General features: G+C 58.0%; 13 protein-coding genes. 7 read left to right on the top strand and 6 right to left on the bottom strand.

The annotated features are described in order from the left end of the window. Nucleotides 1-418 precede the first annotated feature (418 nt). Nucleotides 419-1,639: a Na+/H+ antiporter NhaA gene (gene nhaA / locus IB264_RS12675; protein ID WP_192433533.1), complete on the bottom strand. Its 1,221-nt coding sequence runs from the start codon at nt 1,637-1,639 to the stop codon at nt 419-421. Nucleotides 1,640-1,754: 115 nt separating this feature from the next. On the opposite strand from nhaA, the gene IB264_RS12670 reads away from it, so the two are divergent. Next, nucleotides 1,755-2,669: a hydrogen peroxide-inducible genes activator gene (locus IB264_RS12670; protein WP_192433531.1), complete on the top strand. Its 915-nt coding sequence runs from the start codon at nt 1,755-1,757 to the stop codon at nt 2,667-2,669. 165 nt (nt 2,670-2,834) lie between these two features. On the opposite strand, the gene IB264_RS12665 is transcribed toward IB264_RS12670, so the two are convergent. The 3 genes from IB264_RS12665 to IB264_RS12655 all read right to left on the bottom strand — a co-directional run bounded on the left by IB264_RS12665 (nt 2,835) and on the right by IB264_RS12655 (nt 6,529). After that, nucleotides 2,835-3,659, bottom strand: a complete 825-nt coding sequence (locus tag IB264_RS12665; protein WP_246811750.1) for a hypothetical protein — start codon at nt 3,657-3,659, stop codon at nt 2,835-2,837. A gap of 58 nt (nt 3,660-3,717) precedes the next feature. After that, on the bottom strand, nt 3,718-4,743 hold the full coding sequence (locus tag IB264_RS12660) for an HAD family phosphatase (RefSeq protein ID WP_192433529.1): 1,026 nt from the start codon (nt 4,741-4,743) through the stop codon (nt 3,718-3,720). A 79-nt stretch (nt 4,744-4,822) separates the two neighbouring features. Next, complete coding sequence (locus tag IB264_RS12655; RefSeq protein ID WP_051509335.1) at nt 4,823-6,529, bottom strand: arylsulfatase; 1,707 nt, start codon at nt 6,527-6,529, stop codon at nt 4,823-4,825. 785 nt (nt 6,530-7,314) lie between these two features. Between IB264_RS12655 and IB264_RS12650 the strand changes: the two genes are divergently transcribed. Beyond that, on the top strand, nt 7,315-9,432 hold the full coding sequence (locus IB264_RS12650; RefSeq protein ID WP_192433527.1) for a carboxy terminal-processing peptidase: 2,118 nt from the start codon (nt 7,315-7,317) through the stop codon (nt 9,430-9,432). A gap of 222 nt (nt 9,433-9,654) precedes the next feature. Here IB264_RS12650 and IB264_RS12645 read toward each other — a convergent pair whose 3' ends face one another. Continuing rightward, on the bottom strand, nt 9,655-9,984 hold the full coding sequence (locus IB264_RS12645; RefSeq protein WP_192433525.1) for a hypothetical protein: 330 nt from the start codon (nt 9,982-9,984) through the stop codon (nt 9,655-9,657). Between the two features lie 73 nt (nt 9,985-10,057). On the opposite strand from IB264_RS12645, the gene IB264_RS12640 reads away from it, so the two are divergent. The 3 genes from IB264_RS12640 to IB264_RS12630 all read left to right on the top strand — a co-directional run bounded on the left by IB264_RS12640 (nt 10,058) and on the right by IB264_RS12630 (nt 12,380). Continuing rightward, nucleotides 10,058-10,333: a type II toxin-antitoxin system ParD family antitoxin gene (locus IB264_RS12640; RefSeq protein ID WP_192433523.1), complete on the top strand. Its 276-nt coding sequence runs from the start codon at nt 10,058-10,060 to the stop codon at nt 10,331-10,333. After that, nucleotides 10,330-10,641 carry a type II toxin-antitoxin system RelE/ParE family toxin gene (locus IB264_RS12635; RefSeq protein WP_192433521.1) on the top strand — a complete coding sequence of 104 codons (312 nt, stop codon included), beginning with the start codon at nt 10,330-10,332 and terminating at the stop codon, nt 10,639-10,641. The genes IB264_RS12640 and IB264_RS12635 overlap by 4 nt, the downstream gene beginning before the upstream one ends. Nucleotides 10,642-10,787: 146 nt before the next feature. Beyond that, nucleotides 10,788-12,380 carry a gamma-glutamyltransferase family protein gene (locus IB264_RS12630; protein ID WP_192433519.1) on the top strand — a complete coding sequence of 531 codons (1,593 nt, stop codon included), beginning with the start codon at nt 10,788-10,790 and terminating at the stop codon, nt 12,378-12,380. Nucleotides 12,381-12,646: 266 nt separating this feature from the next. On the opposite strand, the gene IB264_RS12625 is transcribed toward IB264_RS12630, so the two are convergent. Continuing rightward, nucleotides 12,647-13,243: a TetR/AcrR family transcriptional regulator gene (locus IB264_RS12625; protein WP_192433517.1), complete on the bottom strand. Its 597-nt coding sequence runs from the start codon at nt 13,241-13,243 to the stop codon at nt 12,647-12,649. 101 nt (nt 13,244-13,344) lie between these two features. Between IB264_RS12625 and IB264_RS12620 the strand changes: the two genes are divergently transcribed. Beyond that, nucleotides 13,345-14,031, top strand: a complete 687-nt coding sequence (locus tag IB264_RS12620; RefSeq protein WP_192433515.1) for a PspA/IM30 family protein — start codon at nt 13,345-13,347, stop codon at nt 14,029-14,031. Between the two features lie 27 nt (nt 14,032-14,058). After that, nucleotides 14,059-14,337 carry a YiaA/YiaB family inner membrane protein gene (locus tag IB264_RS12615; RefSeq protein WP_025430564.1) on the top strand — a complete coding sequence of 93 codons (279 nt, stop codon included), beginning with the start codon at nt 14,059-14,061 and terminating at the stop codon, nt 14,335-14,337. Nucleotides 14,338-14,407: the final 70 nt, after the last annotated feature.

Genomic DNA, 14,407 nt, shown 5'->3' with positions numbered 1-14,407 from the left:
TCGGCTCATCCGCACTCATGCTCGAAGGCTACAGCGCCGCGCGTCTTATTGGACGCGCAAAGGTCGCTGTAGCACTTTGAATTGCTGAATGTTTTTATCCTCAAATCGAATAGGATTTAAGGAAACATGCGGTCGGAACGGCTTGCCGGCTTCTTCGCAGGCTTCTCGGATTTGGCACTTCGGCCTGACGGCATCTTTCCAGCCGCCTCCCGCGCGTGGGCTTCCGGGCCGGCGACGATCGTGCCAGGTTTGGAACTATCCCGGCGATCGTTTTCTTTCGATTTGTGCGCTTCAGCCTCTTTTTCCATTGTTGCCGTTCCTCCGTTGCAAGACGCAACCTTAACGGCGCCGCCGCAGTCTGGTTCCGTGCCATCGCAGAAAACGCGGATATTCCTTTAGAGTGTCGATGCAGGAGCTGTCAGCCACATGGCGGTTGGTGCGCCCTTTTGCTAGAGCGCAGGCCGTCTCTTGTTGCTGGGGCCCGCAGCAACAGAGCACCAATAATGGCCGACGAGACCGAACCGAGCAACACACCAAGTTTCAACTCGTTTTGAAGCGCAATCGCATCAGGGAATGCGAGCAGTCCAACGAACAGAGACATCGTGAACCCGATCCCGCAAAGCATCGCTACCCCATAGACCTGTTTCCAGCTCGCGCCGCTAGGCAGTCGCGCCCAGCCCAGACGAATGACAGCAGCTGACGTCAGAAAAACGCCGAGCTGTTTTCCCGCAAACAAGCCAAGCGCGATGCCAAGCGGAACGGGTTCGGCGAGTGATGAAACCGTCATTCCATCGAAGGACACCCCGGCGTTTGCGAAACCGAAGAGAGGAACGATCAGGAAGGTGACCCACGGAGCCAACCCATGCTCGGCTTTGTGAAGTGGTGACATGTCGCCGGGCTTTGCAGCATTTGAACGCAATGGGATAGTCAAGGCAAGGATTACACCAGCCAGCGTTGCGTGGACACCGGATTGCAGAACGAGGAACCAGAGAACCGCACCCAGAGCGAAATAGGGAAACAGGTGCTTCACGTTTGTCCTGTTCAATGCCACGAGTGCGATCGTGACCGCCGCTGCGCCTGCGAGCGCTAGGCCGCTCAACGAGCTTGTATAGAACAAGGCGATGATCACAACGGCTCCAAGATCATCGATAATGGCGAGTGCTGTGAGAAAGACCCGGAGAGATATTGGCACCCGCGGACCAAGAAGCGACAGCACCCCAAGGGCGAACGCGATATCCGTCGCAGCAGGGATTGCCCATCCGTTCGGATGTCCGCCCTCACCTAGGTTGAAGGCAAGATAAATCAATGCCGGACCGACCATGCCGCCGACTGCAGCACTTCCGGGGAGGACGCGGCGCGACCATGTCGATAGTTGTCCGTCAAGTACCTCCCGTTTGATCTCAAGACCGACCATCAGAAAGAAAAACGCCATCAGTCCGTCGTTGATCCAGTGCAGGACAGACAAGCCGCCCACGTAGACGTGCAGTACCTGTTCATAGGACGAGCCGAACGGTGAATTGGCGACGACCAGCGCAGCTGCAGCGGCGAGCATTAGGATGATGCCGCCGGAGGCGTTGTTGTCGAGAAAGGCACGGAGGAGTGATGCGGGGCGCTTGGCCGCGAGCGCTGAATTAATCATGGATTAAGCAATTCTCAGTTTGAAGGACGGATGTCCTTCACCTGATCACGTTCTATCGATCGAAGGAAATCGATAGCCATGTTGCCTCTTATAGAGCCAATCTATAAGAGAGGGTATGCCCAGTATCCAACAGCTTCGTTATCTGGTTGCCATTGCCGACACTCTCAACTTTAGTCGGGCTGCCGAGATATGCCATGTCACTCAACCCACCTTGAGCATGCAGCTTCGAGAGCTTGAACTTCGACTCGATGCACATCTGGTCGAGCGTACACGCTCACGCGTCGGCCTTACGCCAACAGGCGAGGAGGTGGTGTGCCGGGCCAGAGAGGTGCTGGCCAAACTCGGGGATATCCGTGAAGTCGCCAGACACGACCAGACTTCCGGCCTCCAGGGCACATTACAGATGGGCGTTGTTCAAACCGTTGGAGCCTACGTTCTGTCTGTTGCCATGCCGTCAATCAAACAGGATTACCCAGGCCTGCGGATTGTGGTGCGGGAGGACCGCCTTGAGAACCTGCCGAAAAAACTATCTGACGGTGCACATGACGTGCTGCTTCTTCCATGCGGCGTCGATGATTCCGAGTTTTGTTCCGTTCGACTGATTCGAGAACCCCTTCACCTCGTGCTTCCATCCGATCATCCCCTTGCGCAGCAGGAAACGATCGAGCCGGGACAGCTTGCGGGAGAAACTATCCTTTCGATGGAGCACGGCCATAGAATCCACGACCAGATCGCATCGCTTTGTAGCGATGTGGGCGCGATACATGCGAAAGACTATGCTGGGAACACGCTGGACACGCTGCGCTTGATGGTTGCATGCGGAATGGGGTTGACCCTGCTACCGGCGCTTTATGTTAGGTCCGATGTCATGCGGGAGACGCTGGTGACAGCGCGACCGCTATCGTCTAGGGCACCCTCACGCGACATTCATATGGTTTGGCGCAACTCATCTCCACGACAGGCCAGCTACAACGCGCTAGCGGAATTGATAGCAAAGTGCGTGGCTCCATGGGCAGCATCAACGCAGTGAGTTCTAATCGATCCCAAACTTGGTTTGGAATATTGTCGCGACCGACGCGACCAGCTCTATTGGCAGGCTCCGCGCAGATTGAAGGAGATCGGGTCGCTTGATCGGAGCGACGGGCTCTTGCACGTCACTCCGCCTTTTCCCGACAGGTTTCGAACCACTATCCTTTTAGCAGGGCGGGTAGGGGTAATATCCACACTGGTTGTAGTTGTTGTAGTAGGGGTTGGCATAACCGTAGCGGTAGGGCGCGGTGGCGGCTGCGCCAATGGCGGCCCCCGTCGCAAGCCCGGCGCCGGCATACCAAGCGCCATGATAATCTGGAGCGTGCCAATAGTTGGCGTGGACATCGTTCACATGAACGTCGGCCCCCATTCGATCGCCGCCGCCAAAGCCGCCGCCACCAAAGTCACGGCCGCCACCGCCGCCAAAGTCACGGCCACCACCGCCGCCAAAGCCGCCCCCGCCGCCAAAGCCCCCGCCACCAAAGCCGCCACGGTCGATGAACAGTGCTGCAGGGCCGCTTCCGCCCGAAAGACTACCTTCAAGGACCGCCACTTCGAACGTCAGGTTCCCACCCTCGAGCTTTGGCTTCATAATCGTCACGACAGCATCTTCGACCTTCGACCCGTTCCCGCCAAGGACCGAGATCGTGGCATTGGGCGGATCTGTGGAAAAACTGCCTTTGCCTTCGTCCCATTGCATGACGAACTGCTCGGTCGTGAGATGACCGGCCGCACGAACTGGCCGATCGGCGAAGACGATTGAATTCATCGAAACGCCCGTCATTGTGAGCGTGGTTCCCTCCAATTTTGCGCCCGCGGAGTTGAGGACGAAAAGCGATGGAACCGGCCCTGTCGGTGATACCTGGCCGATCGTTTTGGCAAGCGGGACGTGCGGCTTGACATCGGCGTCCTGCGCCAAAACCGAGCCGGGGATGAGAAATTGGCTTGTGGCAAGGAATACGGAAAGAAAGACAGCAGTTCTGGGTTTCATAACTACCTCCTGCGTTTCAGGGCATTTGAAATGCGTATGAGCAGGCGAAGCCGCTCGGTCAGTCCGCGAACACTCGTCTCCAGTCGTTTTTCATGCTGATGACGATCCAGCCGTCCTTGATGGCTTCGTCGTAAAGTTCCTGCGTGAAAGTGCCGACCTTGGTCTCAGGCAAACCATTTGCCGGGCCATAGGCATATTCTCGTTCTGCGTCGTCATGCAGCACGAGAACGGAAAGCCGGGGGCCGTCCCCCGCTTCGGTATATTCGAGCATCTCCTTGTCGCCCGTTGAATTGCCGAAAGCGATGATCGGTTGTTTCCCAATCATCAGATGGATTCCCTCCGGTTTTCCGGCATTGTTGTCATTGAGGAGAAGCTTGGGATCCTTGGTCAGGAAGGGCTTTCCGTCCTTTCCATATCCATAGGTAGTTCCTCCGGCTGTACCCACCACCTGTTCAGGAGGGATCCCGTATGTGCTCTCGGAGTAGACACGCACGAAGTCCTGGCCGCCGCCTGTGACGATGTAGGTCTTGAAGCCATTGTCGCGCAGATAACCGAGTACCTCCTTCATGGGCTGGTAGGTGAGTTCGGTATAGGGGCGCTTCCATCGCGGATCCTTTGCCGATGCGATCCACTTGCTGACCTCGGCTTCGAACTGGTCGACCGTCATGCCGGAGAGCGTGGCAGCGAGGATCTTTTCGAGATCCGCCATAGGGAGCTTGGCGATCGCTTCCCGGTCGCCGGTCAGCACGGTCTTGAAAGGCTCGACGTCCTTGAGTTCGGGCTTCTCGGCAACCACGGCCGGCACCCGCTCCAGGCAATAGATGAGCTGGCTGTACATCGGGTGTTCCACCCACAGCGTTCCATCCTGATCAAAGGTCGCAATTCTTTCCTCGGGCGGCACGAAAGTCGGCTTCGTATTGTCCGTTGTCGCCCGCACGAACTCGACAATCGCCTGTTTCGTGACGGTGTCATTCCAGGATGGCAGGGGGTCGGTCTGAGCCTGCGCCGTGGCAACCGCGAACAACGTCCACAATCCGAGGGACAAACCAGCCGAATGCTTGCGGAATGCAAGTTTCGCGTACATTTCGGACCCTCCGTCGGGATCATAGAGATGACGGACGCCCCGAAGGGCGCCCGTTGCGCTGTCGTTATTCGCCCGCACGTCAGTCGTGCCCTGTCTTCATTTCCTTAACTTGCTGCATGACCTGCTCAAGATTATAACTTGCAGGGTCCTGCAGCGGCGGAAAGTTGATGTAGGTCTCGAGATGCTTCAGCCACAGCTGCTGCCCGATGGGCAGGATGTTCCAGTCATAGACATAGGCCGTCGAAGGCGAGGCGATCGCGCCCCCCATGCCGAAGAGTGTCTTGATCTGCTGACCGACCGAAGTTTCGAACGGATCACGCTTGATGTTGACGACCTGTGTCCAGGAATAGGGCTGCACGCCGGAAATGAAGCCCGCAGGGTCATCGGACACCATCGCGAAATACATCTTCCAGTTTTTGAAGCGGACCGCCGACGGCTCTTTGCCGGAATAGTACAAGAAAGAGTCGCGTGCGGATGGTGCCTTACCTTCCAGGAAGTCGCGCTGATCGATCCCGTCGAGAGTGGTTTTGACAACTCTCGCATATTTGCCCGCCTCGATCTCCTTCTTGAGCCCATCACCCTTCGGGCCGCCAGCAATGTTCACCAATGTCGGCAGCCAATCGAGCGATGCGAAGATCTCGTTCTTGACCGTTCCCGGTTCGATATGGCCCGGCCAGCGCACGACCAGCGGAGCGCGCATGCCACCTTCCCAGGTGCTGAGCTTTCCGCCCTTGAACGGAGTGGTGCCGCCGTCGGGAAAGGTAATCGTCTCGGCACCGTTGTCGGTGGTAAAGACGACGATGGTGTTGTCGAGTTCTCCCATCTCCTCGAGCTTCTTCAGCACGTAGCCGATGTTGTCGTCCATTTGCTTCATACCGGCTTCGTTGACGCCCCAGTCCTTGCCGCCCGGCTCGCCAACCATGTTCAGGTACTTGTCCGGCAGCACGGTGGTGATGTGCATGCGTGCCGGATTGTACCAGACGAAGAACGGCTTCTTGGTTTTCTCGGGGTCGTTCCTGTCGAGGAAGTCGATGACCTTGCCGGAGATTTCTTCGTCAATCGTCTTGGAGCGCTCGAGTGTCAGCGGCCCTTCGTCCTTGCAAGATTGATTTTCAGGGGTTCCGTCGGAGGATGCGCACGCTAGCATGGGACGCGGTGGTGTCAGGCACGTTGTTGTCTTCGGATCGACCGCCGCAGGATTCTCGGTCAGCCCGGGGATTGGCGTATTCCTGCAAGGAGGTGCGATCCCCTGCTCTGTCGGCGTCTTGTTGATGTCGGGGAAGCTCACGCCCTGCATGGCGTCGAGGTGATACAGATAGCCCCAGAACTCCTGAAAACCATGGGCAGTCGGCAGGGACTCGGTGGTATCCCCGAGATGGTTCTTGCCGAACTCGCCTGTCGAATAGCCGAGATCGTTCAGGAACCGGGCAAGGTGAGGCGTGCCTGCCCGCAGGTACGACGGGCTTCCGGGAATTTCCGGCAGGACCATGCCGACACGCACCGGCTGCATGCCGGTTATGAACGCGGTACGACCAGCCGTACAGCTTTGTTCAGCGTAGTAGGTCATGAATTTCGCACCCTCATTGCCGATGCGATCGATGTTGGGCGTTTCACCTACCATCAGGCCCTGGTGATAGATGCTTGGCTGCATCCAGCCGATATCATCGCCCATGATAAACAGGATGTTGGGCTTGGTTTCCTGCGCCTGCACGATTGCTGTGCCGGCCCAAAGGCTACTCACCGCCGTCAATGCTGCTGCGATGCACGTTGCTTTTATGCGAGGCATTTCACGTCCCTCCCTCAGAGAACCTTGCAAGGTTCATTCACTAGATTTGATGCGCGAGAAGAGTTGAATGCGAAGGCGTGGGTGCTGCCATTGCGACGCAGTCGAGAGTGTGCAGCGCCACGATGCAAAGCTGCTACCCAATTCTTAAAACGAACACGGCTCAGAACAAATGGCCCAGTTTGGCCGGATCTGCATAGCATCAGGTCGAACAGCTTCCACCTAAACAGTTTCGGTGGATCTGGTCGTAGCGCATAAGATATGCCCATCAATGCGACGAGAGATCGCTCACGCTCGCGTATAATCATGGTGCAGGAGGAGGGCATTTCAAGACGTGCATTCTCTTTAAAAAGCACGCTGCAGTCGACAATCTGCATTTTCGATACTTGGACGTTCAAAGAGTAATGCCAATGGCTTACTCACGTAGGCCTCGACCGAGACGGCCTTTTAATGCGCACCTGCCCCTCTAGAAGCTGAAGTCCAGGGTTGCATGATGCCGGTTACGCCACAGCGATGAATGGAATGGCACCTCGGCAGCCCAATTTATAGCCAGCCGCAGAACCAGGGTTTTGACGAGTTTTATGGAATTCTTCCCAACGACACCTGGGACGCATTTGGGATGATCCGCCAGGGCCACCTTGCGTTCCTGAGCCGCCCGCAGTTTGCGTAAACCTCGTTGAGCGAGGGTCGTCGGAGGCGCGCATGATCCACCTAGTTGCCAAAAAGCCATAATTGCTTCACCTAGATCGCGTATCGACACTCGGCATCAAGAATTGGATCAACGCTGAATGCGCATATCATACATTTTCCTTGGTGCATTTCTTGCAATCGTACAGTCCGCATATGCTGAAGTCGCCGCACCGCCTGTTTTGGCGCCGCTTAAGCAACAGGCACAAGCCGCTCAGTTGAGTGCGGAATTTCTCACGCGTTTCAGCTACAAGCCCGTTCCACTCGACGACGCCCTGTCGGCCAGGATCATGGATCGGTTCATCAAATCACTTGATCCGGACCACACGCTCTTCCTGCAAGCGGATATCGACAGGTTCATGTCGGACCGCAACGAGATCGACGACGCAATCGAACGGAAAAACTTGAAGATCCCGTTTGCGATCTTCAACGTGTATGGGAAGCGCGTTGTCGACCGCATGAACTACGCGCGCAACTTGCTTAAACAGGACTTCGATTTCGGTGCGCAGGAGAACTTTTCCGTGCTGCGCGATAAGGCCCCTTGGCCGCAGTCGGAGGCCGAGAGCAACGAGCTTTGGCGCAAACGTGTAAAAAGCGACTGGTTGCGGTTGAAACTGGGCGGCAAGACCGACGCGGCCATTCGCGAAACACTCGACAAGCGATATGCAAACGCTCTGCAGCGCGCTTACAAGTATAAAAGCGATGATGTTTTCCAGTCGTTCATGGACGCCTACACAACGTCGGTCGACCCGCACACGGACTACTTCGGCACGGCTGCTTCGGCCGATTTCAATATCGCGATGAAGCTTTCGCTGGTTGGCATCGGTGCGGTACTGCAGGAGCGCGACGACTACACGACGATCCGTGAGCTCGTGCCTGGCGGGCCGGCGCAGTTGTCTGGCAAGCTCTCGGTCGGAGACCGCATTACCGGCGTTGGTCAAGGCAAGGATGGGGCGATAAAGGAAGTGGTTGGCACGCGCCTTGATGAAGTCGTGCAACTGATACGAGGGAAAAAAGGGTCCATAGTACGCTTGGACATCCTGCCGGCGGATGCTGGAGCGGATGCCACCCATCGGGTTGTCAATCTGGTGCGCGATAAGATCAGCCTTGAAAAGCAGGCAGCCCAGAAGGCCGTCCTGTCTGTGAAAGTGGGCGAAGCCACGCGTAAAATCGGAGTGATTACTCTGCCGGCATTCTACGAGGATTTTGAAGCCCGACGCAAAGGAGACAAGGACTATAGAAGCGCGAGCCGCGATGTCCGAAAGCTTCTCGATGAACTGAAGCAGGAACAAGTCGACAGCGTTCTCATTGACGTGCGCAACAATGGCGGCGGTTCACTGAACGAGGCGATTGATTTGACCGGCCTGTTCATCGGCGGCGGCCCGGTCGTTCAGCAACGCGGTAGCGACGGTAAGGTCGCGGTAACAAGCGCTGATTTTCCAGCACCTGTCTGGACAGGCCCTGTGGGTGTCCTGATCAATCGAGGGTCGGCGTCGGCTTCGGAGATTTTTGCCGCGGCAATCCAAGATTACGGTCGAGGCGTGATTGTTGGCGAACCCAGTTTCGGTAAGGGCACCGTCCAAACTGTCGTCAATCTTGACGAGGTGGTTCGCAACAGCAAACCCGAATTCGGTGAGCTGAAAGTCACGATTGCGCAGTTTTTCCGGATCAACGGCGGTACGACCCAGCTGCACGGCGTGACGCCTGATATCAGCTTGCCGGGATTTTCTGATCCGACACGCTTTGGCGAGACCAGTTATGACAATGCCTTGCCGTGGGCTCAGATCAAGCCCGCGACCTATACGCCCGCCGGCACCGTAACGGCGTTGCTGCCGACCCTTCAAAGCCGCCATGATGCGCGGGTTGAAAGCAATCCGGATTTCCAACGCCTGTTAGAAGACATTGCGGACTTGAAAGCGCAGCGCGACAAAGGGGTTGTCACCCTCAATGAAGCCGAACGTCGTAGAGAATTGACTGCTCGCGAAAATCGACTGAAGTCCCGGGCGCAAGCAGGCGATGGCGAAAATACTGGCGAAGATGATGGCCTGCGTGCAAACGAGCGTAGCCTGAGTGCTGATATTGCCATTGAGAATGCTCGCAAGAACGCAAAAGACGTGTTGCTGGACGAGGCCGTCGCCATTCTTGCCGATGAGGCGGACTTGCGGGAAGTCGCGCCGAAGGCGGCCACAAAACAATCGGAAAACACGGACGGAAAATAATCATACCCGGCCGGTGCAACACCATCAGATTTTTGAGGCATAGCCTCAACAGTTACGGGAGGCTTTAAGGCGCATCCGCCCAATGACCGCCCGTCCAGCGCGACGCTCGGCGTCGATAGTGCTTACAGTCGTCTCGTAGGTATGCCCTATTGAGCTGGCGCAGTCGTTGAAGGCTGGGTCGTCGAGGGCTGGGAGGTCGTCGGCTCAGTCGTAGTCGTCGGCTCAGTCGTAGTCGCCGGCGGTGTCGCTGTTTCCGTTGTGGTCGTCTTGCCAGGAAGTAGGAAGACAACGGCAAGGATGACTACGACGACGGCGACAATGACGCCAATAACGGTGTTTCTGCTCATAACTGCTCCTCCTGAGCGTGTTTACCCGTACTTTATAAACTGGAGCAGCTGGGTTCGTTTTCAATTCTGAAGTCGGCGTACAGCAGCCCGGTAGCTCGTCTGCCTCTAACCAGAAGGTCGCAGGTTCGAATGCTGCCATTTCAGCCGGATGAGCATGGGATGAAAGCCGCTGCGCCGAGCTCGCCTTTTCGTTGTCGAATTTCATCAGAGTTTACCCTCCGCCCGGGGCATGCGGCCGCATTTGTACGTCCGGTGGGCGTTGTCGGAAGCGGACGTCGTTGCCAATTTTTGCCAAAGCGGCTATGCTCGTTCCTATGAGCACAATGAACATTTCCCTGCCGGACTATCTGAAGAGCTTCGTAGATGAGCAAGTCGCTGGGCGGGGCTATGGGACGAGCAGTGAGTATATCCGAGAATTGATCCGTCGAGATCAGGACCGGCTCACGTTACGCAGGCTGTTGCTTGACGGAGCCTCCTCTGCGCAGACTGAACCGGCCGACGCCGCTTATTTCACCGGGTTGCGCGATCGAGTTCGTGGTCCGCGGAGCAATTGAAGAACAAACCGATTATTCCACGCGAATTGGCGCGCAGTGATGTCGAAGCAGCCGTCGATTATTACGCACGCGAGGCCGCAATTGATGTCGCGCTGGGCTTCATCGACGCTCTTCAAGCGGCTTACGATTTGATCGCAAGCCATCCGGAGTCCGGATCGTTGCGGTACTCGTACGAACTGGGGTTACCTGACTTACGGAGCGTCTCTCTGAAGCGATACCCGTATCTTGTTTTCTATCATGAGCAGGCCGGCTGCATCGACGTGTGGCGTGTGCTTCATGCCAAGCGCGATATCCCGCAGTGGATGTAGGGGTCGGATAGTCACTGACTGCGCGGAGATTTGCACGGCTGTATCCGCTGTGCCCCACCACCCAATGCACGACCTCTGGCCAAGGTCACTTGCGCTGGCGTCGGGGGACTGACGAAGCAGATAGCTGGGAAGACTTTAGGGACGTCATGCGCAACTTCGAAGATCCTGGTCGGTCGCTGGCCGTCGCCCGTCACGGGATGGCGGCAACCTCACATCCGGCCTCAACCCTGACGGCCATCGAGATCCTGAAGGCAGGAGGGAACGCCATCGATGCGGCGGTGGCGGCCGTCGCGGTTCAGTCAGTAGTCGAGGCAGGTTCGACTGGTGTTGGCGGGGATTGTTTCGCAATGATCGCGGTGGAAGGATCCACCGACATTCGCGCGTATAACGGCTCGGGCCTGACGCCAGTAGCACTGAGCCGCGATGCGCTGCGTGCCGACGGTGTGACAGCAATCGAGCGCTCTTCTCCTCACGCGGTCACGGTTCCTGGAGCGGTCGATGCCTGGTGGCGCCTCTTAAGCGACTTCGGCCGGATGTCGATGGCCGAAGTGCTTCAGCCTGCAATCGCGATGTCCCGCGACGGCTATGCGCTGACGCCCCGTGTCGCCGCCGACCTGGGCATGCAGCGCGATCTCCTGGCTGCCGACCCAACCACCCGTGCCACTTTCCTGGTCGCGGGAGAGGCGCCGGCGATCGGCAGCGTCCAGCGCCAGCCCTTGCTTGCGGATACACTCGACGCGATCGCACGCGGTGGCAGGGACGCCTTCTATCGCGGCGCCATCGCCGAAGACATGGTGGACTATCTGCGCGGCCTCGGCGGCTGTCACTCCCTGGACGATTTCGCCAGCGCTGCAGGAGACTACGTTACACCCATCTCCACGACCTATCGCGGCCGCACGATCTACGAATGCCCGCCGAACGGCCAAGGCGTCGTCGCCCTGCTGATCCTGAACATCCTCTCGCGTTTCTCGCTGTCCAACGACCCGTTCGACCCCGATGATCTGCATCTCCTCCTCGAGGCAACACGGCTCGCCTACGCCGCGCGTGACGCGATGGTCGCCGATCCGTCTGTGTCGGATGGGGCTGTCGAGCGCATGCTGTCGAGTACACTTGCTGATCGCCTTGCCCGTAGCATCTCCCTCGATCGGGTCACCGAACCGCTGCCCTCGTTCGACACCGTCGAGCACAGGGATACCGTCTATGTTTGCGTGGTGGATCGCGACCGCAACGCGGTCAGCTTCATCAATTCGATATTCAGTTCCTATGGCAGCGGGCTGATGGCGCCACGCTCAGGCGTATTGTTCCACAATCGCGGTCAGAGCTTTTCGCTTGCGGCAGGTCACCCCAACGAAATCGCGGCCCGCAAGCGTCCGATGCATACGATCATCCCGGGAATGGTCGCCGAGGGCGGACGTGTCGTGATGCCGTTCGGTGTGATGGGCGGCCACTACCAGGCTATGGGCCATGCTCATCTGTTATCCCGGCTCTACGATTGCGGTGTCGATCTTCAAACCGCCATTGACCTGCCGCGCCTCTTTCCTCTGCCCGCTACAGCGACGGTCGAAGCAGAGGAAGCCATCCGCACCAGCGTCGGCGCCGAACTGGAACGGCGTGGCTTCAAGGTTCAGCCGTCTCTCCGCGCCATCGGCGGAGCGCAGGCCATCCGGATTGACTGGGAGCGTGGCATTCTGATCGGAGGGTCGGACGCCCGTAAGGACGGGATGGCGTTGGGCTACTAACTTTGCCTCACAGGTAGAGTGATGAGATGGACGGCTCTCCCAAATGTCTGACAGCCACCCTATGCTACAGCGATGCCGGATGCGGAGGCCGTCCATCATCACCCCAGTAGGCGTGTCATGTCTCTTGCCCTAGAAATGGACAAGCAGCATTGAAATCTACGTTGACCGAAATCAATCAACAATTTGCAGACTAGATACTTGGGCCAGAGCAGCCGCGACCAAGCTGATTTAGTCTGGCTGGGAAGAGCATCCTGCGGGCTCAGGTATCAGCTGGCGTTGTGCGCAAGAAGGCGGGCAAGCACCGTAACTTCTCGTTCCAGCAATTCAGGCGTTATGCCCACGAAGCGACCTTCCAGGCTAACTGCGATCACGCCATGCACGGCTGAAAAAAACGTGCGGGCGCGGATTGCCACGTCCTCGGCGGAGGCATCCTGAAGATGCGGTGCAAGCGGTTCAGCGATCAGGCCGATCAGGAAGGCGTGTTCAGCAAGATGCCAATCGGGAACGGGGACACCCTCGGGCATCCGATGCTCGAAAAGTGCAGACCACAGGTTCCGCTCGGTGAGCGCGAACTTCAGGTAGGCAAGGGAGAGATTGAGGAAGGTTTCCTCGATTTCGGCTGAAGGTGTCACGGCAGAATTCAACGCCGTTTCCAGGCGCTTGAGCGTGTCGGAGTTGACGCGAAGGATGAGCGCATCAAGGTCATCGAAAACGGTGTAGAGCCCTCCCAAGGCAGCCCCTGCGCGCTCGGCAATGTCGCGCGCGCGCAACCCCTTTAGGCCCTGCTCGCGGATGAGATCTGTACCCGCGGCGATGAGCCTTGCCTTCAGGTCCGCCTTCTTCGCCTGCCGCTTGTCGGTCATGTCCTGCGCCTTTTTGAACAGCGTTCAGTTTTAACTTGAACGATGTTCATTTTTGTGGGAAAACAACATTGAACGATGTTCATATATAGGGAGGTGAAACAATGTTCAAACATGTTCTGACCCTGATACGTGGCCGCGCGCATGCGGCAGATGAGGCTTTTGGCGAGCGCCACGCGCTTCCCATTCTGGCTCAGCAGATCCGCGACGGCGCACGGGGTGTCGAAGCTGCCCGCAAGGCCGTCGCTGTGGCCATCGCCCGCAACCATCTGGAGAAGGAAAATGCCGAGCGGCTTTCCGCCCGGATTGCGGACCTTGAAACGCGCGCCGTCGCCGCCCTTGAGAAGGGCAGGGAGGACCTTGCCCGGGAGGCGGCCACTTCAATTGCCTGCCTGGAAACAGAGCTGCAAAACGCCCGCCAGGTACAGGCGGAGTTTTCAAGCGGAATAGAACGTCTGAAGCATGCGGTGCGGCAGAGCGAAATGCGCCTTGGGGCGCTGCGCCGCGGCGAACGCCTTGCGATCGCACGCGACCGGACCCAACGCCTCACCCGCGATGTCCCGGACCACGAGTCCGCAACGCTTGCGGATGCCGAGGCGACCCTCGCCCGGCTCGAGAAGCGCCAGCGGGAAGCGGAGTTGATGTCCGATGCGTTGACAGATCTGCAAGGTGACCAGGATCCGACCGCCATCGTCGAGAAGCTCGCACAGGCCGGCTGCGGCCGGCCGCTCGTCACGACAGGGGAAGAGGTCCTCCAGCGACTTCGCAGCAAGACTAGCCAGACCCACTGAACCCCATAGCGCACAGAGAGCACGACAATGAACGACAGCTTGATGAAACACTCGCCCGCCTGGACCAGCTTTTCCTATGCAAGTTTCGGTCTTGCCGCCTTCATGCTGGCGCTCGGCATCTACATGATGCCGCTCGACCTCTGGGGGAAGGGCTATCTCGCCATGGGTATCCTGATGCTGGTGCAGACGACGGTGAACGTCACCAAGACCCTGCGCGACAACCAGGAAGCCGAAAAGCTCATCCGCAGGATCGACGACGCCAAGACCGAGAAACTGCTGCTGGGCATCAAGAGCGACGACATTTAACCAGGCATTAGCCTTGCCGTCGCAAGACACAACCTGTGAACGAGCTAGCAAGGGTTTTCATCTAAGACGC

Origin of the sequence: Ensifer sp. ENS11 (assembly GCF_014851895.1) — a bacterium.
In the GTDB taxonomy this organism is placed as follows: domain Bacteria; phylum Pseudomonadota; class Alphaproteobacteria; order Rhizobiales; family Rhizobiaceae; genus Ensifer; species Ensifer canadensis.
Note: the sequence above shows the minus strand (reverse complement) of the source record. Positions and strands in the feature narration are given on the sequence as shown.